Annotated in this window: 21 protein-coding genes and 2 tRNA genes; 7 read left to right on the plus strand and 16 right to left on the minus strand. The window is 70.7% G+C overall.

Going from position 1 to position 22,919, the window contains the following annotated elements; translation table 11 throughout:
* Positions 1-207 precede the first annotated feature (207 nt).
* Entirely contained in the window at positions 208-1,869 is a 1,662-nt protein-coding gene (locus tag ACWDRW_RS15560; RefSeq protein WP_451723467.1) for a hypothetical protein, read from the plus strand.
* A gap of 7 nt (positions 1,870-1,876) precedes the next feature.
* Here the strand turns inward: ACWDRW_RS15560 and ACWDRW_RS15565 are convergent, their stop codons facing one another.
* Positions 1,877-2,422 (minus strand): HIT family protein, encoded by a 546-nt coding sequence (locus ACWDRW_RS15565; protein ID WP_451723468.1) that lies wholly within the window; start codon positions 2,420-2,422, stop codon positions 1,877-1,879.
* Between the two features lie 78 nt (positions 2,423-2,500).
* On the opposite strand from ACWDRW_RS15565, the gene ACWDRW_RS15570 reads away from it, so the two are divergent.
* Positions 2,501-3,160 carry a potassium channel family protein gene (locus tag ACWDRW_RS15570; RefSeq protein WP_451723470.1) on the plus strand — a complete coding sequence of 220 codons (660 nt, stop codon included), beginning with the start codon at positions 2,501-2,503 and terminating at the stop codon, positions 3,158-3,160.
* A gap of 28 nt (positions 3,161-3,188) precedes the next feature.
* On the opposite strand, the gene thrS is transcribed toward ACWDRW_RS15570, so the two are convergent.
* From thrS to ACWDRW_RS15585, 3 genes are all read right to left on the minus strand, one after another.
* Complete coding sequence (thrS, locus tag ACWDRW_RS15575) at positions 3,189-5,165, minus strand: threonine--tRNA ligase (protein WP_451723472.1); 1,977 nt, start codon at positions 5,163-5,165, stop codon at positions 3,189-3,191.
* Positions 5,166-5,256: 91 nt separating this feature from the next.
* On the minus strand, positions 5,257-6,477 hold the full coding sequence (locus tag ACWDRW_RS15580; RefSeq protein WP_451723473.1) for a hypothetical protein: 1,221 nt from the start codon (positions 6,475-6,477) through the stop codon (positions 5,257-5,259).
* Positions 6,474-7,040, minus strand: a complete 567-nt coding sequence (locus ACWDRW_RS15585) for a DUF4365 domain-containing protein (protein ID WP_451723474.1) — start codon at positions 7,038-7,040, stop codon at positions 6,474-6,476. Before ACWDRW_RS15585 ends, ACWDRW_RS15580 begins: the two co-directional genes overlap by 4 nt.
* A 168-nt stretch (positions 7,041-7,208) precedes the next feature.
* Here ACWDRW_RS15585 and ACWDRW_RS15590 point away from each other — a divergent pair, with 168 nt between their 5' ends.
* Entirely contained in the window at positions 7,209-7,934 is a 726-nt protein-coding gene (locus ACWDRW_RS15590; protein WP_451723475.1) for an exonuclease domain-containing protein, read from the plus strand.
* Between the two features lie 51 nt (positions 7,935-7,985).
* On the opposite strand, the gene ACWDRW_RS15595 is transcribed toward ACWDRW_RS15590, so the two are convergent.
* Together ACWDRW_RS15595 and ACWDRW_RS15600 are read right to left on the minus strand one after the other, a co-directional pair.
* A tRNA-Val gene (locus tag ACWDRW_RS15595) sits at positions 7,986-8,057 on the minus strand.
* Positions 8,058-8,096: 39 nt separating this feature from the next.
* Positions 8,097-8,543, minus strand: a complete 447-nt coding sequence (locus tag ACWDRW_RS15600; protein WP_451723477.1) for an SRPBCC family protein — start codon at positions 8,541-8,543, stop codon at positions 8,097-8,099.
* An 84-nt stretch (positions 8,544-8,627) separates the two neighbouring features.
* Here ACWDRW_RS15600 and ACWDRW_RS15605 point away from each other — a divergent pair, with 84 nt between their 5' ends.
* Entirely contained in the window at positions 8,628-10,913 is a 2,286-nt protein-coding gene (locus tag ACWDRW_RS15605) for an SCO7613 C-terminal domain-containing membrane protein (protein WP_451723479.1), read from the plus strand.
* 7 nt (positions 10,914-10,920) lie between these two features.
* Here ACWDRW_RS15605 and ACWDRW_RS15610 read toward each other — a convergent pair whose 3' ends face one another.
* The 7 genes from ACWDRW_RS15610 to ACWDRW_RS15640 all read right to left on the minus strand — a co-directional run bounded on the left by ACWDRW_RS15610 (position 10,921) and on the right by ACWDRW_RS15640 (position 18,908).
* Positions 10,921-13,659, minus strand: coding sequence for an exo-rhamnogalacturonan lyase family protein (locus ACWDRW_RS15610; RefSeq protein WP_451723480.1), 2,739 nt, complete (start codon positions 13,657-13,659; stop codon positions 10,921-10,923).
* A gap of 95 nt (positions 13,660-13,754) precedes the next feature.
* On the minus strand, positions 13,755-14,345 hold the full coding sequence (locus ACWDRW_RS15615) for a hypothetical protein (RefSeq protein ID WP_451723482.1): 591 nt from the start codon (positions 14,343-14,345) through the stop codon (positions 13,755-13,757).
* A gap of 5 nt (positions 14,346-14,350) precedes the next feature.
* Positions 14,351-15,226, minus strand: coding sequence for a carbohydrate ABC transporter permease (locus ACWDRW_RS15620; RefSeq protein WP_451723484.1), 876 nt, complete (start codon positions 15,224-15,226; stop codon positions 14,351-14,353).
* Positions 15,223-16,179, minus strand: coding sequence for a carbohydrate ABC transporter permease (locus ACWDRW_RS15625; protein WP_451723486.1), 957 nt, complete (start codon positions 16,177-16,179; stop codon positions 15,223-15,225). The genes ACWDRW_RS15620 and ACWDRW_RS15625 overlap by 4 nt, the downstream gene beginning before the upstream one ends.
* Positions 16,180-16,193: 14 nt before the next feature.
* On the minus strand, positions 16,194-17,480 hold the full coding sequence (locus ACWDRW_RS15630; RefSeq protein ID WP_451723488.1) for an ABC transporter substrate-binding protein: 1,287 nt from the start codon (positions 17,478-17,480) through the stop codon (positions 16,194-16,196).
* A gap of 815 nt (positions 17,481-18,295) precedes the next feature.
* Positions 18,296-18,367, minus strand: a tRNA-Val gene (locus tag ACWDRW_RS15635).
* Between the two features lie 88 nt (positions 18,368-18,455).
* Positions 18,456-18,908 (minus strand): TIGR02611 family protein, encoded by a 453-nt coding sequence (locus tag ACWDRW_RS15640; protein WP_451723490.1) that lies wholly within the window; start codon positions 18,906-18,908, stop codon positions 18,456-18,458.
* Positions 18,909-19,099: 191 nt separating this feature from the next.
* Between ACWDRW_RS15640 and ACWDRW_RS15645 the strand changes: the two genes are divergently transcribed.
* Positions 19,100-19,513, plus strand: coding sequence for an SsgA family sporulation/cell division regulator (locus tag ACWDRW_RS15645; RefSeq protein WP_004002642.1), 414 nt, complete (start codon positions 19,100-19,102; stop codon positions 19,511-19,513).
* 291 nt (positions 19,514-19,804) lie between these two features.
* Positions 19,805-20,368 (plus strand): CGNR zinc finger domain-containing protein, encoded by a 564-nt coding sequence (locus ACWDRW_RS15650; protein ID WP_451723492.1) that lies wholly within the window; start codon positions 19,805-19,807, stop codon positions 20,366-20,368.
* 175 nt (positions 20,369-20,543) lie between these two features.
* Here ACWDRW_RS15650 and ACWDRW_RS15655 read toward each other — a convergent pair whose 3' ends face one another.
* Entirely contained in the window at positions 20,544-20,696 is a 153-nt protein-coding gene (locus ACWDRW_RS15655) for a hypothetical protein (RefSeq protein WP_176711650.1), read from the minus strand.
* Between the two features lie 153 nt (positions 20,697-20,849).
* Entirely contained in the window at positions 20,850-21,284 is a 435-nt protein-coding gene (locus ACWDRW_RS15660) for a hypothetical protein (protein ID WP_451723705.1), read from the minus strand.
* Between the two features lie 196 nt (positions 21,285-21,480).
* Between ACWDRW_RS15660 and ACWDRW_RS15665 the strand changes: the two genes are divergently transcribed.
* Positions 21,481-22,008 (plus strand): DsbA family protein, encoded by a 528-nt coding sequence (locus ACWDRW_RS15665; RefSeq protein ID WP_451723494.1) that lies wholly within the window; start codon positions 21,481-21,483, stop codon positions 22,006-22,008.
* Between the two features lie 49 nt (positions 22,009-22,057).
* On the opposite strand, the gene ACWDRW_RS15670 is transcribed toward ACWDRW_RS15665, so the two are convergent.
* Positions 22,058-22,882: a GNAT family N-acetyltransferase gene (locus ACWDRW_RS15670; protein ID WP_451723496.1), complete on the minus strand. Its 825-nt coding sequence runs from the start codon at positions 22,880-22,882 to the stop codon at positions 22,058-22,060.
* Between the last annotated feature and the right edge of the window lie 37 nt (positions 22,883-22,919).

The following is a 22,919-nucleotide window of genomic DNA, read 5'->3' on the forward strand; positions in this document are numbered from 1 at the left end:
ACCCCGGGGGGGGCCGGCCCCGGGGCCACCGGCCCCCCCCCCTCCTTTTTTTTGTCCACGCCCCCCCCCCGTGGGGGGGGAGGGCTGGGGCCGCCCCCCGACGAACTGTCGGTGGCTACGGATACGCTGATGACCTGATCAACAGGTGTGCCGGGTACGGAAGTCGGGAAGGCCGCAGGACGACAGTGGCGGCGATCGGGGGCGGGAATGACCGTAGGGATTGAGGACGTCTTCGGACCGCAAGTTCCCCTCACGGGCGACGAGGGCCAGACGGCCACCTTCGCCCTCGCCTCCGCGGCCTACCGGGACAACCCGGTCGAGGAGATCACCAAGGCCAACAACGAGTGGCACGAGACGACCGTCAAGGGCGGCCAGAAGTGGGCCGGCGGGCTCTTCCGGCCGAACCTGGGCGAGGCGTTCTCCCGGGCGGTGATCGAGCGCATGCTCGGCACCGGACGCAAGCCGCTGATCCAGTCCTTCGGGACCGAGCCGCAGGTCGTCGTCGACCACTGCCTGGCGGCCTACCGGCTGCGCCGGGACCGCGACAAGCGGCTGTCCGCCGTCATGATGGTGTGCGGCGTGCTGTTCCTGCCCGGACTGCTGGTCTGGCTCCTGGTGTTCATCCTGCGCACCAACATCGACAAGAACACCAACAAGAGGGCCTCCGCCCTCGCCACCGCCCTGCTCGTCGCCATGGGGGCGCTCGCGGTCCTCTTCCTGGTCCGGATGCCGTTCGCCGGATTCTGGGGCTGGTACGCGCGCGCCTGCGTGGTCGCCCCCGTCCTGGGCTGGTTCTGGGCCAAGCAGATCTGCGAGCGCTCGACGAGGGACCTGCGCGCCCGCTGGGACGGCCTGCTCGCGGGCAGCAGCGTCGGCGCCCAGGTGCCCGAGGCGGTACCGAGCAGCCCCAGCGAGGCCCGGGCCGAGCAGCTGCGCCAGTCACTGGCCAAGCTCAACCGCGAACAGCACTCCAACGCCGTCTTCTACGCCGGGCCCAAGGGCATCCTCGGCATGGGCACCCGCTGGGGCAGCTGGCAGCTCGCCGAGGACCTCACACCCGCCGACCCCTCCCGCGAGATCAACCCCTTCCGCAGCTGGGACGTCATCCGCGCCATCCACGACAGGCTGCGCATGCTGGAGCGGAACACGATCAACACCGGCGGCTTCCCCAAGGCGTCGGTACGCCACTGGATCGTCACGCCGATCGGGGAGAACGCCAAGGGGGTGGCCCGCACCGAGCAGTCGGCGGACGTGGAGGCCTTCCAGCACAAGCCGCACTCCATACAGGAGATCTGCAACAAGCAGCAGTTCGGCAGCGGTGACCGGCACTACCTCGGCGTGCAGTGGACGCTGTGGGACGGCCAGTTGATCCTCACCATGATGATCACCGTGACCGTGCTGCACGAGACGCTGCGCATCGAGGTGACGGGACACGCGCTGGGCCCGGTCAACCCCCTGTTCATGGGGAAGCCCGAGGACCCGACGAAGGAGGTCACGAAGTCCTTCAAGCCGTGGGAGACCCGCACGGTGAAGCTCCCGCTGGTCCCCACCAACGAGGTCGTACGGCTCGCCGTGCGCGCGCCGCTGTCGTGGTACCCACCGCTGCTCAACTGGCTCGGCGGGACGATAAGCCTGCCCGAGCCGTTCGGCCTGCGACACGTCTGGGCGGACAAGCCGTGGCGCCACCGCTTCATGGCCGACGACGCGATGCGCGCCGCGACGCCCGTGCTGCGCGTGGTGCACGCGGCGGCGATCCGGGTCCTCGAGGACAACGGCGTCGACACGGAGAAGTTCGGCAACCGGTCGGCGTTCCTCAGCGGCGCGGTCCAGGACCCGTCGCCGAGGAAGGCCGACCTGTACGACGCCTGAGCCGGCCCTACGCCGGCCAGGCCTCCGCCAGCATCTTGCGGGTGTCCGCCAGCAGCTGCGGCAGCACCTTCGTGTGGCCGACCACCGGCATGAAGTTCGTGTCGCCTCCCCAGCGCGGGACGATGTGCTGGTGGAGGTGGGCCGCGATGCCGGCGCCGGCGACCGTGCCCTGGTTCATGCCGATGTTGAAGCCGTGCGCGCCCGACGCCGTCCGCAGTGCCGTCACCGCCTGCTTGGTCAGAGCCGCCAGCTCGATCGTCTCGGCCTCGGTGAGGTCGGTGTAGTCCGCGACGTGCCGGTAGGGCACGACCATCAGGTGGCCGCCGTTGTAGGGGTACAGGTTCAGCACCGCGTAGACCTGCTCACCGCGCCGGACGACGAGCCCGTCCTCGTCGGACTTGGCCGGGATCGAGCAGAAGGGACAGCCGTCGTCGGCACCGGGGCCGGTCGGCTTGTTCTCGCCCTGGATGTAGGCCATCCGATGAGGTGTCCACAGGCGCTGGAACGCGTCCTGCGTCCCCACTCCCCACTGCTGCTCCGGCTCACTCGTCATGCGTGCAGCATATGGCTTCGTCCGTTCGCGGCGTGTCGCCGGGGCGACGGGAGCGCGGCCACCGGCCAAGCTGGGCCGGTGGACGAAGACAGCCCTTACCGGCGCTGGGAGCAGCGCACCGAGATCCCGCTGTTCCTGGCGTCGCTGCTCTTCCTGGCCGCCTACGCCGCCCGCGTACTGGCGGTGAGCATGCCTGCCGTCTGGAAGGACGTGTGCGGGTACACGATGATCGCGCTCTGGGTGCTGTTCGCCTTGGACTACCTGGTGCGCTGGCGACTCCTCGGGGGGCGCCTGCTGCGCTTCGCCAGATCCCACTTCCTGCACACGGTCGTGGTCGTCCTGCCGCTCCTGCGGCCGCTGCGGATCGTGCCGCTGTACGACGTCATCCAGCGCCGGCAGGGGGAGCCCCGGCTCCCCCTGCACGCGCGCGTGATCGCCTACGCGAGTCTGGCGACCCTGCTGCTCGGCTTCGCCGGCTCGCTCGCGGTCTACCAGGCGGAACGCGGGGCGCCGGGAGCCGACATGCGGAGCTTCGGGGACGCGCTGTGGTGGGCGGCGGCGACCCTCACCACGGTCGGTTACGGCGACATCACCCCGGTCACCGTGCGCGGCCGGACGATCGCGATCGCGATGATGGCCGGCGGTCTGGCCCTGCTCGGGGCGGTGACGGGATCGTTCTCCTCGTGGCTCCTTCAGGTCTTCTCCCGCGAGAGCGACAACAGGCCCCCGGAGAAGTGAGTCTCTCCGGGGGCCCTGAGTCGTGGGATCAGACCTGCGTCCGCTCCTCGACGACCTGCGCGATCTTGGCGATGGCCTCGTCGAACGGAATGCCGTTCTCCTGCGAGCCGTCGCGGTAGCGGAAGGAGACGGCGTTGTTCGCCATGTCCTCGTCGCCCGCGATGACCATGAAGGGCACCTTCTGCTTCTGGGCGTTGCGGATCTTCTTCTGCATCCGGTCGGAGGAGGAGTCCACCTCGACCCGCAGGCCCTTCTTCCTGGCGGCCGCGGCGAACTTCGCCAGGTAGTCCACGTGCGCGTCACCGATCGGGATGCCGATCGCCTGCACCGGGGCCAGCCACGCCGGGAAGGCGCCCGCGTAGTGCTCCAGCAGCACCGCGAAGAACCGCTCGATCGAGCCGAACAGAGCCCGGTGGATCATGACCGGGCGCTGCTTGGCGCCGTCCGCGCCGGTGTACTCGAGGTCGAAACGCTCCGGCAGGTTGAAGTCGAGCTGGATCGTCGACATCTGCCAGGTACGGCCGATGGCGTCCTTGGCCTGAACCGAGATCTTCGGACCGTAGAAGGCGGCGCCGCCCGGGTCCGGGACCAGCGGCAGCCCCTGCTTCTCGGCGACCTGGCGCAGCGTCTCGGTCGCCTCCTCCCACACCTCGTCGGAGCCGACGAACTTCTCCGGGTCCTTGGTGGACAGCTCCAGGTAGAAGTCCTCCAGGCCGTAGTCGCGCAGCAGACCGAGGACGAAGGTGAGCGTCTTGTCGAGCTCTTCCGACATCTGCTCGCGGGTGCAGTAGATGTGCGCGTCGTCCTGCGTGAAGCCCCGCGCGCGGGTCAGGCCGTGCACGACGCCGGACTTCTCGTACCGGTACACGGTCCCGAACTCGAAGAGGCGCAGCGGCAGTTCACGGTAGGACCGGCCGCGCGCGTCGAAGATCAGGTTGTGCATCGGGCAGTTCATGGGCTTGAGGTAGTAGTCCACGCCCTCGTCGAGCTGCATGGGCGGGTACATGCCCTCGGCGTACCAGTCCAGGTGCCCGGACGTCTCGAAGAGCTTCCCCTTCGTCGCGTGCGGGGTGTAGACGAACTCGTAGCCCTCTTCCTCGTGCCGGCGGCGGGAGTAGTCCTCCATCACGCGGCGGACGATGCCGCCCTTGGGGTGGAAGACGGCGAGGCCGGAGCCGATCTGCTCCGGGATGGAGAACAGGTCGAGCTCGTTGCCCAGCTTGCGGTGGTCGCGCTTCTCGGCCTCGGCGAGGAAGTCCAGGTAGCCCTTGAGCTCGTCCTTGGACGGCCAGGCGGTGCCGTAGATGCGCTGGAGCATCGGGTTCTTCTCGCTGCCGCGCCAGTAGGCGGCCGCGTTGCGCATCAGCTTGAACGCGGGGATCAGCCGGGTCGAGGGCAGGTGGGGACCGCGGCAGAGGTCCTTCCAGCACAGCTCGCCGGTCTTGGCGTCCAGGTTGTCGTAGATGGTCAGCTCGCCGGCGCCGACCTCGACGTCCGCGCCGTCGTCCGAGGAGGCGGAGCCCTTGAGACCGATCAGCTCCAGCTTGTACGGCTCGTTCGCCAGCTCCTCACGAGCGGCCTCGTCGGTCACCACGCGGCGGGCGAACTTCTGCCCGCGCTTCTGGATCTCCTGCATCTTCTTCTCGATGGCCTTGAGATCCTCGGGCGTGAACGGCCTCTCGACGTCGAAGTCGTAGTAGAAGCCGTCCTTGACGGGCGGGCCGATGCCCAGCTTGGCCTCGGGGAACAGCTCCTGCACGGCCTGGGCCATGACGTGCGCGGTGGAGTGGCGCAGGATGTTCAGACCGTCCTCGGAGGAGATCTCGACGCCCTCGACCTCCTCGCCGTCGGCCGGGACGTACGACAGGTCCTTGAGCTCGCCGCCCACCCGCGCGGCGATGATCGAGCGCTCGCCTGCGAAGAGCTCGGCGGCCGTAGTGCCCGTCGTCACCACGCGCTCTTCCCGCTCGGAATCGCGTTGGATGATCACACGGACGTCTGACACCGGTCTCTCCTGACTGCAGGTGGGGTGCGGCGCCATACCGGGAGCGCGCGCATTACGGGATCGTACCGACCCGCACCCGCCCAGGGCGAAATCAGTCCCCTCCGCAGGCCTCCTCGAAGAAGTCCAGATTCTCCTGGAGCGACTTCATCAGCCGGTCCCGTTCGGCCTCGTCCACCTGCACGGGTACGACGCCGGAGACGCCGGTGAGCTTGCGGAACCCGCCCCGGCTCTCCAGCCGGCCGTGCACCCGCACCGGAAGTCCGACCAGGTGGGCGTGGCCGGCGATGCGGTAGGCCTCCTCGTCCAGGGTGAGCCGGACGTGCGGGATCTCGGCGCCGGCCAGCACCCGCAGTCGTACCGTGCCCTCGCCGCGCGGGCCCGAGCGGCGCATCCGGACCACCGCGCCGGTGACGCGCACCGACACCGACGGCTCCTCGCGCAGATAGCGGGCCCCGGCCTCGCGCAGGACCGGCAGATCGCCCGGCGAGAACTCCACGGCCTCGGCGCCGGCCGCGCAGTCCCCGGGCACCCCGGCGGCGGGCGCCCACTCCACGGCGACGCGGGCGCCCTCGGTGCCCCGGACCAGGGCGATCAGCGCCTCGGTGAGCTCCCGGCTGACGCCCGCCTCGACGGCGCCGTCGAAGGCGTCCATGCCACCGGTGGCCCGCCGGTAGTCGATGGCCTCGCGGGCGGCGTACAGCGCCTGGTACAGGCGTACGGCGAGCGGGCGACCGGTGCCGACGGGCACGAAGGCGGTCAGCCGACGGCCGCCTGCCGGGGAGCCGACCAGGACGTTCTCCAGCATCGCGGCGGCGGGGCGGCGGTGGCGGGCGCCGTAGTAGCCGGCACGGGCGCGTGTGGCGAGGGCGGCGGCGAGGAGTGTCTGGCGGGCGGAGGCGCGCAGTTGCTCCTCCACGGTCCACGAGGTGGTGCCCGCCGGTCCGGTCGGGACGTCCCGCCACCAGCGGATCTCGTCGCTGGGCACGGCGAGGGAGACCAGCACCTCGCGTGCGGAGGGCGTGCCGCTGCGGGACAGGGCGACGAGCGCCTCGCCGAGCAGGTCCTCGCTGTCGGGGAAGGCGCGGCTCTCCGGGACGAGCAGGCTCGTACCACCGCCCCCGGGGCCGGGCGGGATCCAGCGGCCGTAGCGTCCGGCGGCGCCGCCGCGTCGCTGCCAGCCGTGCCGGCGCAGCAGGGCGCTGAGGACGGCGGGGTCGACCTGGTCGGGCTCGGGCGGCCGGTGCCAGACGGCGGCGTCGACGGGGTGCGGCCGGACCGGCCGCAGCGGCTCCTCGATCGGGCGGTGCGTCATGGTCTGCCTCCCGTCCCGACCCGCGTCATGATCTCGCACAGCGCACGGTCGTCGAAGATGCGTGAGGTCGGGATCCGCACCGTGGTCCGGGTGCGGCCGGTGATGGGATGTCCGGCGAGGTTGACCCAGTAGCAGCAGTGCCTGAGGTCGAGCCGGTCGTGGCTGGCGCGCAGCCAGTCGTCCTGCGAGCGCGGGACGAGCATCACGACGAGGATCTTGTGCACGGAGACCGGGGTGCGGGCGAGCTTGCGCAGGTGGTCGTTGTCCAGCGTGAAGGAGAAGGTGCGGCCCGGCGGGTTGGGCGGGACCTGGTAGGTCGCCTTGAGCTGCACCTTTATGGTGACCTCGTCGTCGACCGTGTGTCCGGGCGCGCTGTGGCTGACGTGCCAGTCGATGCCGTTGTCCGGGAACGGCTGGGACAGCGAGCAGCCGGCCGCCGCCGCGACGGCGTGCAGATATCCCACCTGCAGTGTCTCCATGCAGGCGGTGGTGGCGAGTGTGCCGCGATGAGGGCCCGTGCGTTCGGGCAGCAGCCCGCCCCGCTCGGGCTGCGCTATCGCCATGACCAACAGCCTTCCCCGCAAGGTGAATCCCCGTGGCGGGCCGCTGAACTGCAAAGACCCGCACTCCTGTTGTGTCCTTCCGGCGTACGGCGCAAACAGCCCGGGTATCACCAAACGGGCAGAAGACGGTGCGTCAGCTGCCGTGTTTGAGCGAGGGGTTGGGTAGGTATGGCGAGCTGGTATGAGGGCCCGCTGGCGGCATTCGACACGGAGACGACGGGCGTGGACGTCGAGACCGACCGGATCGTCTCGGCCGCCGTCGTGATTCAGGACGCCCCCGGGACCCGGCCGCGGGTCACCCGGTGGCTGGTGAACCCGGGCGTGCCGGTGCCGGAGGCGGCGACGGCGGTGCACGGACTGACGGAGGAGCATCTGCAGCGCAACGGCCGCTGGCCGGCGCCGGTGATGCACGAGATAGCCGAGGAACTGGGCGAACAGGCCGCCGCGGGCCGCCCGCTGGTGGTGATGAACGCGCCGTTCGACCTGACGATGCTCGATCGTGAGCTGCGCCGCCATCGGGCCTCGTCCCTGGACCGCTGGTTCGAGACGGCTCCGCTGCTGGTGCTCGATCCGAGGGTCCTGGACAAGCATCTGGACCGCTACCGCAAGGGCCGGCGCACCCTGACCGACCTGTGCGCGCACTACGGCGTCACGCTGGACGGCGCCCATGACGCGGGCGCGGACGCGCTGGCCGCGCTGGATGTCGTACGGGCGGTGGGGCGCCGTTTCGCGGCCCGGCTCGAACGCCTCTCCCCCGCCGAACTGCACACGCTGCAGGCGGTGTGGCACGCGGCACAGGCCCGGGGTCTGCAGGCCTGGTTCGCGCGCAGCGGCAGCGAGGAGGCGGTGGACCCGGCGTGGCCGCTGCGTCCGGATCTTCCGGCTGCGGCCTGAGGCGCGGCATGAAGAAGGCCGGTCCGCGATGCGCGGACCGGCCTTTCCCGGTGGGCGATACTGGGTTCGAACCAGTGACCTCTTCGGTGTGAACGAAGCGCTCTCCCACTGAGCTAATCGCCCGGGAACGCACTGAACAATACAGGTCCTCGCGGCTTTCCTTCAAACCGCTTCCAAGTGCGCGGTCAGTCCCCGCCGTCCGGCCCGCATCATCAGCCAGTGGTTGCCGCGGAAGACCGGTCGCCCGGGAACGGCCAGGCGCCGGAGCAGCGGCTTGCAGACGTCGACCTCCTGGTCGTAGCGGGCGAGGCTGCCCGCGGCGGCCGGGGTGATCGTCCAGCGCGCCCAGCCTTCGATGTCCCCGGACATGGCGATCTCCAGCACCCCGGCGTCCGGATCACGCCGCGCCTCCCGCGCGGTGAACGTCATGTCGTACGGCAGCAGCGAGCGGATGCGGATCACCGCGCTGACGTCGTCGAGCCGGTTCACCTCCCGCACCTGGGGCCACCACACGGGGTACTCCTCGGCGCGCTCCAGGGCGTCGTAGACCACGGCGGGCGACGCGGGCAGGGCCCACAGGCTGCGGAAACGGTAATGGGACCAGTCCATGGGCCGAGTGTGGCACCGGATCTGAGTACGTACTGAGTACCCGCACTCATGTCGTACGGCGTGACCCGGACCACACTGCCATGCATGACGCACATTCCGTCCCCCGCCGAGGAGTTGCGGCTCCTCGACGCCGAGCTACGGCAGCTGGACGCCCGCAGGTCCCAGTTGCTCGCCCGCCGCGGCTGGCTGATCGCCGCTCAGGAGGTGCGCCGCAAGGCGCCGGTCGTCGCTCCCGCGAGCTCCGAGGCCTCCCCTCCGAGCGTGCAGAACGTCCTGCTGGTGCTCGGCGGCGCCCTGCTCACCATCGCCGCGATCGCGTTCACGCTGGTCGGCTGGGGGCACCTGGGCATCGTCGGCCGAGCCGCGGTGCTGGGCGCGATCACGCTGGCGACGCTCGCGGCGCCGCTTCCGCTCCTGACGCGCGGTCTGCGCTCGACGGCGGAGACGGTGGCGGGGATCGGCCTGGCGCTGACGGTGCTGGACGCCTACGCGCTGCACGAGGTCGCGCTGGCCGGGGTGGACAGCCTCGGTTACACGGCGGTCGCGGCTGCGGTGCTGGCCGCCATGTGGGCGGCGTACGGCTTGCTGCCGAGGACGGCCGAGCTGCGCCTGCCACTGCCCGCCGCGCTGGCGGCGGCCCAACTCCCGCTGCCGCTGTGGGCGTTGGCCAGCGACTCCGGGTGGTACGGCCTCGCCACCGCCCTGCTGCTCACGGCCGGCCTCGACACGGCTGTGGCGCTCCGGGTGCCTGCCCGTGCCGTGCGGATCGCCGCGGTCGTCGGCGCGTACGGCATGGGCGCCGGGGGCGTTCTGACGGCCGGGGGTCTGTCCTGGACGGCCACCGGTCCGAGCGCCGCCGCCCGTGCGGCGGCGCTCCTCCTCCTGGGGGCGGCGATCGCGCTGACCGCGGCCTGGCGTACCGCGACTCCGGCCGCCCCCATCGGCGGGCTGCTGCTGGTCGCGGCGCTGGGAGGCGTCCCGCGCGTGGTGCTGCCGGAGGCCTGGACGGTCCCGGCGTATCTGGTGTTCGCCATCGCCCTGCTGGCGACGCTCCGCGTCTCCCGCGTCCCGGAACCGGTTAGGCAGGGCCTGACGCAGGCCTCCGCCGCCGTCCAGGCCCTGGCCCTGCTGTGGGCGGCGCAGGTCGTGGCGGTGACGCTGTTCGGCCCGCTCGCCTGGATCCTCCAGCCGTGGTCGGGCGCCCCCTCGGACAGCCGGGCCGCGGTGACGGCCGAGGTGCCCTGGCCTTTGGCGGCACAGACGGCTCCGCTCGTGCTGGCCGCCGTGGCCGCGGTGCTGGCCCGCACCGCCCGCCCCGGGGCGAGGCCGACAGCGCTGGTCCTGGCGTGGGCGACGGCTCTGGTGCTCCCACCGGTGCTGGAACTGCCGTACGAGGTGGGCTTGTTGACGGCCGTGGCGGTGGCCGCGCTGACCGTGACCTCGATGCCGGTCCTGGCGCTGGTGGCCTCCGCCCACGCCGCGCTCCTCGCCCTGGCCGCGCAGTCGGCGACGCTGACCGTGCTGACGGCGCTGACGCTCCTGTTCGCGGCGGCCTCCCGGCGCCGGGCCCTGACGGCCGCCCCGGCCGCTCTCGCCCACGCCGCCGCCCTGGCCTGCGCGATCGGCGCGGCGGCGGACTGGGCACCCCAGCACACGGCCCTGCTGGTGCTGACGGTGCCGGTCGCCGCGGCCCTGCTCGCCGCACGCCTCGACGCCGCGGCGAGGCCGCCGGTCGAGATCACCGGCGCCGTTGCGGGGCTGCTCGCCATCGGCCTGACGGTCACCGACCCGCCGATGCTGGCCCTGGTCCTGGCCCTGTCCGGCGTGATCACGGCGGGAACGGCGATCCGACCGGACCGCCGCCCCGTCGCCTACGCCTCCGCCGCCCTCTTCGTCCTGGCCACCTGGGTCCGCCTGGCCGCCTGGGAGATCGGCACGCCCGAGGCGTACACGCTCCCGGTGACGATCCCGGCCCTGCTGGTCGGGTTCCTGCGCAGGCGCCGGGATCCCGGGACCTCGTCCTGGACCGCGTACGGAACGGGCCTGGCCGCGACCCTGCTGCCGAGCCTGGCCGTGGCGTGGGCCGACCCCCACTGGACGCGCCCCCTCCTGCTGGGCCTGGCGGCCCTGTCGCTCACCCTGCTGGGCGGCGGGCACCAGCTCCAGGCGCCGCTGGTGCTCGGCGGCGGGGTGCTGGTCCTGGACGCCCTGCACGAACTGGCCCCGTACATCGTCCAGGTGACCGACGCCCTCCCCCGCTGGGCCCTTCCCGCACTCGCCGGTCTCCTGCTGCTCGCGCTGGGGGCGACGTACGAGCAGCGCATCCGGGACGTCCGACGGGTGCGGGAGGCGCTGGGGAAGATGAACTAGCCTGCTGCTAGGGCATCTTGTCTCCCAGCAGTGCCAGGTTCTCGATGGCGGCGAGGCCGTACAGCGCGGTGTCGTTCGTGGACACCCAGGCGGCCTCGCTTCCGGGGACCAGCGTGAGGGGCCCGCTCAGCCGCTCCGTCTTCCAGGGCGCGGACTCCTTGTACCCGTCGGAGTTGTAGAACTTCTCCCAGGCCCGCTTGGCCAGCTTCTCGTCCCCGGTCTTGACGGCCGCGTAGGCGTCCAGCCGGGAATGCCCCTGGAACAGCAGCAGGGTCCCGAAGTTGGCGCCGTACCGGGCCGCCTGCTCGGCCTTCGTGGCGTTGAAGTACCGGCAGTAGTCGAAGTAGGCCTCGTTGAACTCCGGCATGTCGACCAGGTCGATGAGCTCGGCACACAGCTCGTTGAGCCCGAAGACGGCGGACAGATGCGAGACCCCCACCACCGGCTGCTCGGCGATGGCGAACTTCCCCGTGTCCAGGTCGTACAGCCCGGTCCCCTGCACGAACCCGTTCGGCTGCGCGGCGATCGTCTCCATGGTCGACAGCACGCGCGCCTTGGCCTTCTCCCACTTGGGCCCCTTGCGCTCCCACTCGGTCAGCCAGGCGGACACCAGGCCGCTCCAGTCCGTGCCGAAGCCGATCGAGAGTGCGTGCCGGTCGGGGGTGTACGGCTCGGTGCGGATCTTGCGGATCGGGTCGAGCACGAGGAACGTCTCGTCGGAGTCGACGTTTGCGTGCATGAGGTCGCCGACGCGTTCGTCACCGGTGAGGAAGTAGTAGTAGCGCCGGTAGGTGGTGTTGGCGATGCGCTGCTGCTTGGCGCTGTCGGCATAGTGCTGGACACCGTGCCGGGTGCCGAGGCCCGCCCATTCGCCCAGGTGGTAGACGTCCACCTCGCCGGTGTGCCGGGTCATCGCCTCCGCGAACCGGAAGACGTCCGCGCGCCCGGAGCGCAGATACGCGAACCAGAGCCACAGGTCCGGCGACAGCTCGGAGTTGTCCCAGGCGTAGCCGCCGATGTCGTACCGCCACTGGTGCCGGACGGTGTCGTAGGTGTGCATGATGTCGCCGTAGTCCCAGAAGCCGTACCAACGGCGCATCTCCACCTGGTCCTTGTAATAGGTGAAGAGGAAGTCGAGGTGGTCCTCGATCCTGGCCTTGGCGGGGGTGGAACGGTCGGGCTCGGAGTACAGACCGGGGCCGAAGACACCGGCCTTGATGAGCTGCTTGGGCGGCGCGGCGAGCTGGGGCAGTACGCGTACGGCGTCGACCTGCCGTGCCAGGGCCTCGGCTGAGGGAGTCGACTCATTGGCCCAGAAGAGGAGTTCGGAGGTGCGGGCGATGCCGTACGGCGTCCCGAACCCCGGTTCGTAGTCCTCGTAGGTGATGTTGAGGCCTTCGAGCTGCTCGGGGAAGGTGTCCTGGCCCATACCGTCGTGGTAGAAGCGCAGGTCCATGGGCTGGGCTTCGGGCGACCAGAGCCAGAGGGTGACCTCGGCCGCCTCGGTGTGGGCGTCGCGGATGTCGAGCTGGGCGGGAAACTTCTCCCAGAAGTCCCGCAGGCCGAAGGAGAGTCCGCCGCTGACGCCTCCGACGTAACCGAAGCCGTTCGCGCGGCCGCCGCCTCCGGCGCCGATCCAGCCGTACCCCTTCTTCGTCCGCTTGCGCAGGGTGAAGCCGTCGGCGGAGAGCTGGGAGAGGGTGTAGTCGCCCCACTCGGGGATGTACTGCAGGCGGGTGGTGACCCGCTGGTCCCAGGTGGCGGGGTCGGGCAGCTTCTGCCCGGCGAACTGGGCCGCCTGGACGGCCGCGCCCGGGTCGCGGCGCAGGCCGGTGACGCCCTTGACGGCCTCCCGGAGCATGCCGGTGCCCTCGCCGCCGATGCGGATGTGGCGGTCGTACGACTGATCACGCATCGGGACGGTGAAGCGGACGCCGAGGCCGCGGACGAAGTCGCCGCTCGCCTTGCCGGGTTCCTGGGTGCCGTCGTAGGTGACGGTGTGCACCATGCGGAAGGAGTCGGCGCCCGCGTAGAAGTACAGCCGGATGGAGAACGGCAGCCAACTGCGGTTTCCCTTGCGGTGCTTGCCGTCGATGCGGACGACCGCGCGGACCGGTCCGTCCTGTTCGACGGTGACCTCGGAGATCGCCCCGTCGAACCGCTCGGTCTTCACCGAGCCCTGGTCCTCGTCCTCGATCTCGGGCTGTCGGATCAGGACGAGCCGGCCGTCGCGGGCGATCTCCGTCGAGCCACGGGTGACCGACTTGATCAGTGTGGCACCGGACTTGCCGATCCTCGCGGTGATGACGCCGGTCGAGATGTCGATCGTGCCGCCGCTCTTGTCGACGGTGACCTTCTTCTCCGGCACGGCGGCCTCGCCCGCGGCCAGGGTGAGCTTGCCGGGGCCGCCGGAACTCACCGCGTGCGCGGTCCACTTGAGCGATCCGTCGGGCCAGTGGGCGAGCGGCCAGGTCTGGACGGGCACGGCCTTGCCGTCCGCGTCGGTCAGCGCGAACATCTGGTCCTCCTGGAAGGCGCCCTTCGGCCAGGGCACGCCGACGGTCGAGCCGGGCGCGGCACCGAGGCCGCCGTCCTCCAGCCAGTCAAGGGTGACGGGGTCGCTGTCACCGGCGGCGGCTCCGGGCGCGGCCTGCGCGTCCTTCGCCCCCAGCGCCCAGCTGAACTGCGCGGCGGCTCCGGCGACGGCGGCCGCCTTGAGCAGGGACCTGCGAGGAATGGGGGACATGGCCTTTCCTTCCGTGCGGATGGATTGGGCAGGGGCATGACAGAGAGGGGTACGACGCGCAGGGGGCGCCGACCTGGTGCGTGGGCACCGCCGGATCAGCGGTGCCGGTACCGCGCCTCCACGGCGACGGCCGCCGCCGCCACGGCCCCGAGGACGGGGACCGCCAGCGGTGCGACGAACGCGGCGGACAGGGCCACCACGGCGAGGCCGGTGATGATCAGGAAGGATCCGGCGGGGTCGAGCACGGTCCGCCGCCCGGCGTCCGCGAGCAGCGCCCGCCAGGAGGCGTCCGGCGTCCACACGGCCGCCGCCCGCAGCAGGGCCGCGGCGAGCCCGATCAGCGCGACGAGCCCGACGGCCCCGACGACCGGCCCACCGGGCAGCCCGGCGCGCGCGGCCTGGACGTCCACCCAGACCGCCGCGCCCGCCGCCCATCCGGCGAGCCCGACGACCCACCCCCCGCGCACCGCGTCCCGGAAGTCGGCGACGAACTCCCGCCAGCCACCGGCCTCATGGCCGGTACGGCGCCGCAGATGCCGGGCGCCGGCGGCGAAGGCGGCGGGGTAGGTGACCAGACCGAGACAGGCCACCGCGATCCACACACCGGTGAGCAGGCACTCGGCGAACACCGCGAAGCGCTCGCCGAACACGGACTCCCTGCGAACTTTCCCTCGCGCCTCGGCCATGGTGGTCAGCCCTTCAGACCGGAGGTCGCCATGCCGTCGATGAGGTAGCGCTGGAAGGCCATGAAGAAGGCGATGACCGGCACCAGCGCCACCAGGGACATCGCGATCATGCTGCCGTAGTTGGAGATGCCCTCCTGGTCGCGGAACATCATCAGGCCCAGCGAGACGGTGTACTTGTCCGGGGTGTTGAGGTAGATCAGCGGCCCCATGAAGTCGTTCCAGGCGTTGATAAAGGTGAAGATGGCGCTGGTGATGAGCGCGGGCCGGCACAGCGGCAGCACGATGGACCAGTAGGTCCGCAGGTGCCCGCAGCCGTCGAGCTTGGCGGCCTCGTCCAGCTCACGCGGCAGACCGCGCATGAACTGCACCATCAGGAAAACGAAGAACGCCTCCGTGGCCAGGAACTTGCCCGCGACCAGCGGCACCAGCGTGTCGACGAGCTCCAGGTTGCGGAACAGCACGTACTGCGGGATGAGCAGCACGTGGTACGGCAGCAACAGGGTGCCGATCATCAGCGTGAACAGCAGGTTCCGCCCCGCGAAGCCGATCTTGGCGAAGGCGTACGCGGTCAGCGAGCTGGACACCACGACGCCCACCACGGCCAGGACGGCGTACATCAGCGAGTTCATGAAGAAGGTGCTGATGGAGATGCCCGAGATGCCGTCGGCGAGCCCGGAGAAGTTCGCCCAGACCGGCTCGGTGGGCAGCAGGTCGAGGCTGGCGATGATGTCCTTGCTCGGCTTGAACGAGGCGCCGACGACCCAGACCACGGGATAGAGGACGACCGCGAGGACGGCGAGCGCGCCCACGTGCCAGGCGATCGAACCGGTGCGTCGACGCTCGTGCTTGGCGCGTACGACGGGACGAATGGCGGTGGTCACTTGGCGGCCTCCTCGTAGTGCACCCACTTCTTCTGCGACCAGAACAGGACCGCCGTGACCAGCCCCACCGCGACCACCAGCGTCCAGGCCATCGCGGAGGCGAAGCCCATCTGGGCCTCCTTGAAGCCCTTCTGGTAGAGGTAGCAGGTGTAGACGAGCGTGGCGTCGGCCGGTCCGCACCGGGTGTCGGAGACGACGTAGGCGGAGCCGAACACCTGGAAGGCGTGGATGGACTCCAGGAGCACGTTGAAGAACAGCACCGGCGAGATCATCGGCAGCGTGATGTTCCAGAACCGGCGGAACGGACCGGCCCCGTCCACCTCGGCGGCCTCGTACAGCTCCCGCGGGACCTGCTTGAGGCCGGCCAGGAAGATGACCATCGGTGCCCCGAACTGCCAGATGCTGAGCGCCACCAGGGCATAGATGACGTAGTCCGGATTGCCGATCCAGCCGCCCACGTCCATGCCGAAGATCTTCTGCGTCCGGTCCACGACCGCGTCGTCCGAGAACAGCGCCCGCCACACGAAGCCCACGGAGACGCTGGCCCCGATGAGCGAGGGCATGTAGAACGCGGCCCGGTACAGGCCCTGTCCGCGCCGGCTCTGCGCGAGCAGCAGCGCCACGCCCAGCGCGAGCAGCAGCTTCAGCGGGGTGGCCACGACGACGTACTTCAGGGTGACCTCGACCGACTTCTGCCAGCGCGGGTCCTGGAACATCGTGGTGAAGTTGTCGAGGCCCACCCACCGGGGCGGCGTGAACAGGTTGTAGCTGGTGAACGCGTAGTACAGGGACGCGATCATCGGCCCCGCCGTGAGCAACAGGAACCCCGCGATCCACGGCGACATGAAGAGATAGCCGGCGAGGTTTTCGCGGCGCCGCCCGCGCCGCCCGGCGGCGGGCGCGGCGGGCCGCTTCCCGGCCGGGCGCACGGGCGCTTCCTTGACGAGCGTCATGGTGGTACGTCCCCTCAGCCCGCGAACGCGGCCTTGGCCTCGCTGAACAGCGCCTTGGCGGCATCGGCCGGCTTGGTCTTGCCCTGGGCGACCTCACCGCCCAGGCGCAGGAACGCGGCCTCGATGACGTCGGCGCCGGACGGGTGCGGGGTGATCTTCCCGAGCACTCCGGCGTCGGCGACCTCCTCCTCGTACGCCTTGACGCCCTTGTTGTTGTCGTCGGTGGGCGTGAACGCCTCGTACTGCTCGGTGGTGGCGAGGATGCCGCGGTCGTAGCCCATGATCTTGCCGACCTCGGGGTCGTGCACCATGAAGTCGATGAACTGGGCGACCTCCTTCGGGTGCTTGGTCCCGGAGAAGGCGCTGAGCATCAGCGAGCCGAGGTACTGGCCGGTGTCCTTGCCGTCCGTGGTGGGGATCGGCGCGAGCCCGTAGTCCGACTCGCCCTCGCCCTCGTAGCGGATGGAGAAGTTGTCCCAGGTGAACTCGGAGGCGGCGAGGCCCGCGGAGAGACCGGACTTGGGGGCGACCTGCTCGATCTTCTTGGGGTCGGCGACGAGCCCGGACCTGACCCGCTTGTAGCCGTCCTCCCACCACTGCGTCAGATCGTCCTCGGTGAAGCCGAGATCGGAGTCGGTGAAGAAGGCCTTGCCGTTCTGACGGAGATACAGGTCGTAGAGGTACATGATGCCGAAGTAGCCCGTGTCACCGGAGATCTTCAGCTTGTCCTGGATCGTCTGGAGGGCGTCGAAGTACTCGTCCCAGGTCCAGCCGAACTTCGCCTCCACGCCTGCCTTCTCGAAGGCCTTGAGGTCGACGACGAGAGCCATCGTGTTGGCGCCGACGGGGATGCCGAGCTGCTTGTCGTCGACCTGACCGTTCGCCAGAACGCCGTTGCGGAAGTTCTCCAGGCTCAGATTCCCGGCATCCGCCTGGGTCTTGAGGTCCATCAGAACTCCGCGCTTGTCGTACTTGCGCAGGAACCCGACGGCATTCTGGAAAACGTCCGGCGGATTTCCACCGGAGGCCTGCGTCTGGAACTTCTCCCAGAACGCGGCGTAGTCGGTGAATTCCGGCTTGATCTTGATCTTCGGATACTTCTTCTCGAAGAGCGCGATCGTCTTCTTGATGGCGATGGTGCGCGGCTCGCCACCCCACCAGGCGTAACGGAGCGTCACCGTCCCGTCGCCGGAGCCACTGTCTCCGCCGCACCCTGTGGTCGCGGCCAACCCGAGCGTGGCGGCCGAAGCGCCGGCCACCTTGAGGATCGTTCGCCTCTCGACATTCCTGCTGGTTCCCACAGTCGGGCCCTCCCCGCGGCGTCGTTGCCGATTGCATGAATCGTTTCAAGTAAGCGCTTGCTGGCACAAGTTACGGAGGGCCTCGGGGTGCGTCAATGATTAGGACAGGAATTTCTTGGGGCGCGGGTGAGCGAAGTGGCCGGGAGCGGGGGCGGATCGTCGCGTGCGGCGGCGAGTTGTCGCAGGTGGAGTGGGTGGGGTCGGCCGGTCGAACGGGCCGTGGGGCGTCGGACGCGGGGGCGCCTCGGCCGAAAGTCGTCCGGGGGTGGCGGCCGGACGGGCGGGAGCGGGCGTGCGGGTGGCCGGGGGCGGGGGCCGGGGGCGTCTCTTCTGCCGATCAGGCCCGGGGGTACACCGAGCGCCGTCGCCGGCTCTCGAGCCCTGCGGACGGGCTCGCCCGGGGACCGGGGACGGGCTTCTCGGGCCTGGTCACGGGCTTGATCGGGATCTGGCGGCGGGCTCGCCCCGGCCTGGCCACGAGCTTGATCGGGGCCTGGCGACGGACTCGCCCCCGGCCTGGCCACGAGCTCGCTTGGGGCCTGGCGACGGACTCGCCCCCGGCCTGGCCACGAGCTCGCTTGGGGCCTGGCGACGGGCTTGATCGAGGCCGACGATGGCCTCACTCGGGGCCTGGCCCGACGGCTTCTCGCCGCACACCGGACCCCGGAAACGGCGTCTCGCGGCACACGGGACCCGGAAACGGCACCGTTCTCGCGGCGCACCGAACCCCGGAAACGGCACGGTGTCCCGCAGCGCTCCGAGCCCGGAAACGACTGCGGCCCGTCTGCTCGAAGCAGACGGGCCGTGGTCCCGGGTGGGCGATACTGGGTTCGAACCAGTGACCTCTTCGGTGTGAACGAAGCGCTCTCCCACTGAGCTAATCGCCCGGGCGCAGGAAGAACATTACCCCATGTCAGGGGGTGCCTGTGACCAGCGCGGACGCGGCCGGGGCGGCGCCCGCACCCCCTCGGCGGATCACTGGTCCTTGATCTTCCAGGGCATCACGACGCCGAACTTCCACAGGTAGATGCCGCCCAGGACGGCCACGATCACCAGCCCGGTCGAGGTCAGGATGATGTTGCGGCGGCGCACCTTGGGATCGAGGGCGCGCTGCGCGGCCTCGGTGACCTTGCGCTTGGTCCAGCGGAGCACCAGCTGGGCCCAGACGAACTCGGTGGCCCAGATCGCCATACCGCCGAAGATCACGACCCAGCCCGGGCCGGGCAGCGGCAGCATGACGATGCCGAGCGCCACGACCGCCAGACCGATGACGAAGACGCCCACCTGCCAGCTGAGGTGCAACAGACGGCGCGCCTTGATGAACTCGGGCGCCCGCGAACCGAGCCCCTGCTCGCTCCTCGCACCGTCCACTTCGGCCTCGTTCGACGCCATGGCCACCTCGCCAGGCTCGCTACTCCCCGTATTCATACGGCCAAACCCTACCGGAGAGAAACCAGTCACCGGAATGGTCGTACCTCGCGAACGGGTCGTCGGCCGGAAGAGTTACGTAAAGACACGCAAAACACTCAGAGGGGTTTACAACGGCACCGTAGGTGGCATGTCGATTTCGCCGACGTGCGAATCCCCGAGCGCACACTGAGCGAAAGGCCCTGGCGCTTATGAACACCACGGTCAGCTGCGAGCTGCACCTGCGCCTCGTTGTGTCGAGCGAGTCCTCCCTGCCTGTCCCCGCAGGCCTGCGGTACGACACGGCCGACCCCTACGCCGTGCACGCCACCTTCCACACCGGAGCCGAGGAAACCGTCGAGTGGGTGTTCGCCCGCGACCTTCTCGCGGAGGGCCTGCACCGGCCCACGGGCACCGGAGACGTCCGAGTCTGGCCGTCGCGCAGTCACGGTCAGGGGGTCGTGTGCATCGCCCTGAGCTCTCCGGAGGGCGAGGCCCTCCTCGAAGCCCCGGCACGGGCCCTGGAGTCCTTCCTGAAGCGAACAGACGCCGCCGTGCCGCCCGGCACGGAACACCGGCACTTCGATCTCGATCAGGAGCTCTCACACATCCTGGCGGAGAGCTGAGGCGGGCCGCCACGAAGCCGCCCGGCGCCGTCGACTCGGGGTGACGGCTCGGGCCACGACAAACAATCGCATACGGTATGCGCCGACGCAGTCACCGTGGGTCACTCACGGTGACGGCGTCGGCGTGCGTGGGATCCCTGCGGGCGCGGCCTGATCTCGCGGTTCGCGGGCACATTCGGTTGCCCCCGGCTACCACGTCCCTGGCGCGGCCGTGCCGTCGTCGGCGAAGCTACTACCATCGGCCAGCATCGGCGGGCGCCCGCGCCCGACCCTCAGGCCAGGGAGCGAAACGTGCTGATCACCCACGACACCCGGTGCGCCCTCGACGCCGTGGTGGATCTGGTGAACACCGCGCCGGAGGAGGACGACCCGACGGCGGAGGCGTTGCCGGACGTCGCGGCGCTCGCGGACTTCGTGCGCAGGCACGAGATCAGCGATGTCGGGGTGCTCTCGGAGCTGGATCTGTCCGCGGTGCGCAAGGTGCGGGAGAAGTTCGCGCGGGTCTTCGCGGCGCCCGACGCGCGGACGGCCTCCGGCCTGATCAATGAGCTCGTCGCGGCCGCCGGCACCACTCCGCGGCTGACCGACCATGACGGTTACGACTGGCATGTGCACTACTTCGCGCCGGGCGCGTCCGTGGCCGACCACCTCGCGGCCGACTGCGGCATGGCCCTCGCGTTCTTCGTGGTCGCCGGTGAGCAGGAGCGACTGCGCCGCTGCGAGGCACCCGACTGCCGCCGCGCCTTCGTCGACCTCTCCCGCAACCGCTCCCGCCGCTACTGCGACAGCCGCACCTGCGGAAACCGCCTGCACGTAGCCGCATACCGAGCCCGCCGCAAGGAAGCGGCGGGCTGAGACAGGGCCCGACGGGGCCGGACCGAGCGGCAGAGGACCGGGGCCGGTCGGTCGGGGCCGAGGTCGAGGGCGAGCGCTATACGGTGACGTCGGACAGACCCCGGGGATCTTGATGGTGCTTGCCTCGGTGTCGTCGCGGGCCCCGGCGGGTGGCGCCGGGGGCCGCGGGTACGGCTCAGAGCAGCAGCAGGTCGTGCAGCGCAGCCATGAGCAGCAGACACCCGATCACCGCAAGGAAGATCATCAGCGGTGGCTGGGAAAGGGCGAAGAGGCATCCACGCGGCTCGTCCTGCGGCGGCGCGGTCTCGCTCTGTGTCGTGTCCAGCATCTCGCGGCGATGATGACGCAGCCGACCCGCCCGGCGCGATCAACACGCCCGGAAGAAGCGGGAGTTCGCCTTAATCCGCGATGTCCGTTCCAGGTCGTGATCGGTTACGGACGGGCGGCGACCCACTGTGTCGTTTCAGCCGACGTGCGGCCGTCATATGCCGTGCTTCTTGAGGATGGCCTCGATGTCGCTGAAGTCCTCCTGGGGCGCCGCCGTCGGCTTGGCCGCCGATCGCGAGCCCGAGCCCAGCGAGGGCGCCGAGGCCGCCGGGGCCACCGCGCCGCGCCGCTCGGCGCGCGCCTCCTTGCGCTCCTTGCGGGTGCCGCCGCCCTCACGGCGCCGCTCCACGGCACGGGTGCTCGCGAAGAGCAGCCAGGAGGCGCCGAGCACGCCGAAGCCCGCCCAGGCGGTGGGACTGAAGGCGGTGTCCGCCAGCCACTCGACCACTCCGGTCATCACCAGCCCCAGCGGGACCAGCGCGTACGCGGCGATACGAGCGGCGGACAGGTAGCGCTTGCGGTACGCCGTGACCGCCGCGATGCCCAGGCCGGCCGCGGCGACGGCGGAACAGACGGTCTCGGCAATCATCCGGTCCTCCAGACAGGATTCGGTCATGCACGGTGCGCGCGGTACTTCGTCCCTTCCATCCTGCACCTGCGAGACCCCGCCGGGCCATGGTCCGGCCGGACATCAGGGACATCTCCGGGTCGGCTCCTCCGAAGGTGCCGGTCGGGGGTGCATCCCTGATTGGGTCGCACCGGGCCCGGGCTGGGAGACTGGGCCCATGAGCGACTCCTCCCCCGTCCGTCCCACCGCCCCCGTCCTCGACGTGTGGTGCGAACTCCAGTGCTCCGACTGCCGTACGGCCCTCGTGGACCTGAAGGCCCTGCGCGCCCGCTACGGCGACCGGCTGGAGCTGCGGCTGCGGCACTTCCCGCTGGAGAAGCACAAGCACGCCTTCGCCGCCGCGCAGGCCGCCGAGGAGGCCCTCGAACAGGGGCAGGGATGGCCGTACGTCGAGGCGGTCCTGGGCCGGGTCGAGGAGCTGGACCGTAAGGGAGAACCCCTCCTGGTCGAGGTGGCCCAGGAACTCGGGCTGGACGCCGAGGAGTTCGACACCGCGCTGATCGACGGCCGCCACATCCTGATCGTGGACGCCGACCAGGCCGAGGGCAAGGCGATCGGCGTCACCGGCACTCCGACGTACGTCATCGGCGGCGAGCGCCTCGACGGCGGCAAGAGCCAGGAGGGCCTGCGCGAGCGGATCGAGGAGATCGCCGACCGCCTGCTGGCCGAGACCGGCCAGGCCTGAGCCGAGGCCGGTGCTTCGGGCTCGGCACCGGGTGGTCGTCCCTCCGGCCTCAGAGCAGGTTCTTGTACATCGAGTAGCCCACCGGCACATAGCCCAGGGACTCGTAGAGGCGCTCGGCCGGCGTGTTGTCCGCGAAGACGTTCAGGCCGATGACCGGCTTGCCGGCGGCCACCGCCTGGGCCTCGGCCAGCAGCATCAGCGAGCGGCCGTGGCCCCGGCCGCGGAAGCGCTCGTCGGCCTCGACGTCGAACACGAACGCCTTCTCCCCCGCCGTCGACACCCACAGGGTGCCGACGGGGGTCCCCTCGTGCTCCAGGACGCTGATCAGCACGTCCTCGGTGTCCAGGCCCTGCGGCAGCAGTCTGGCGAAGTCGCTCAGGGCTTTGGCCCACGCCTCGCTCTCGGGCACCCCGCGGTCGATCCAGCTCTGCGCGTAGTGCGCGTTTCCGTGCTCCACCCACGGCCCGTACTCGGCCTGCGTCATGGGGCGGCCGCGGCTGCCCTCGGGCAGTTCGGGCGGGGTGCCGGTGAGCCGCTTCTCCATGCCGCGGTTGCGGTGGACGTAGCCCAGCGCGGTGGCGAGACGCAGCGCGGCCTCGGCGTCGCCCGGCACCCGGATCTCGACGCGCGTGCAGCCCCAGCCGCGGGCCACCTCCTCGGCGGCGAGCGCGGCCACGGTGCCCCGGCCGCGCCCCCGGTCGGGCTCCGCGATGCTCAGATCGCTGATCTCCGCGACGGTCGGCCCGAAGACGGGGTGCGTGGCGATGCGTATCGCGCCCACGGGACGGCTGTTCACGCACACCTGGAAGTGGCGGGACAGCGCCCCGTCGGCATCGCGCTGGAGCGGCTCGGTCGGCCGCAGGGTCGTGGTCATCACGGGTGTTCTACCCGCGATGGGGGCCCACGTCAGC

It is taken from the genome of Streptomyces sp. NPDC003635 (assembly GCF_053587635.1).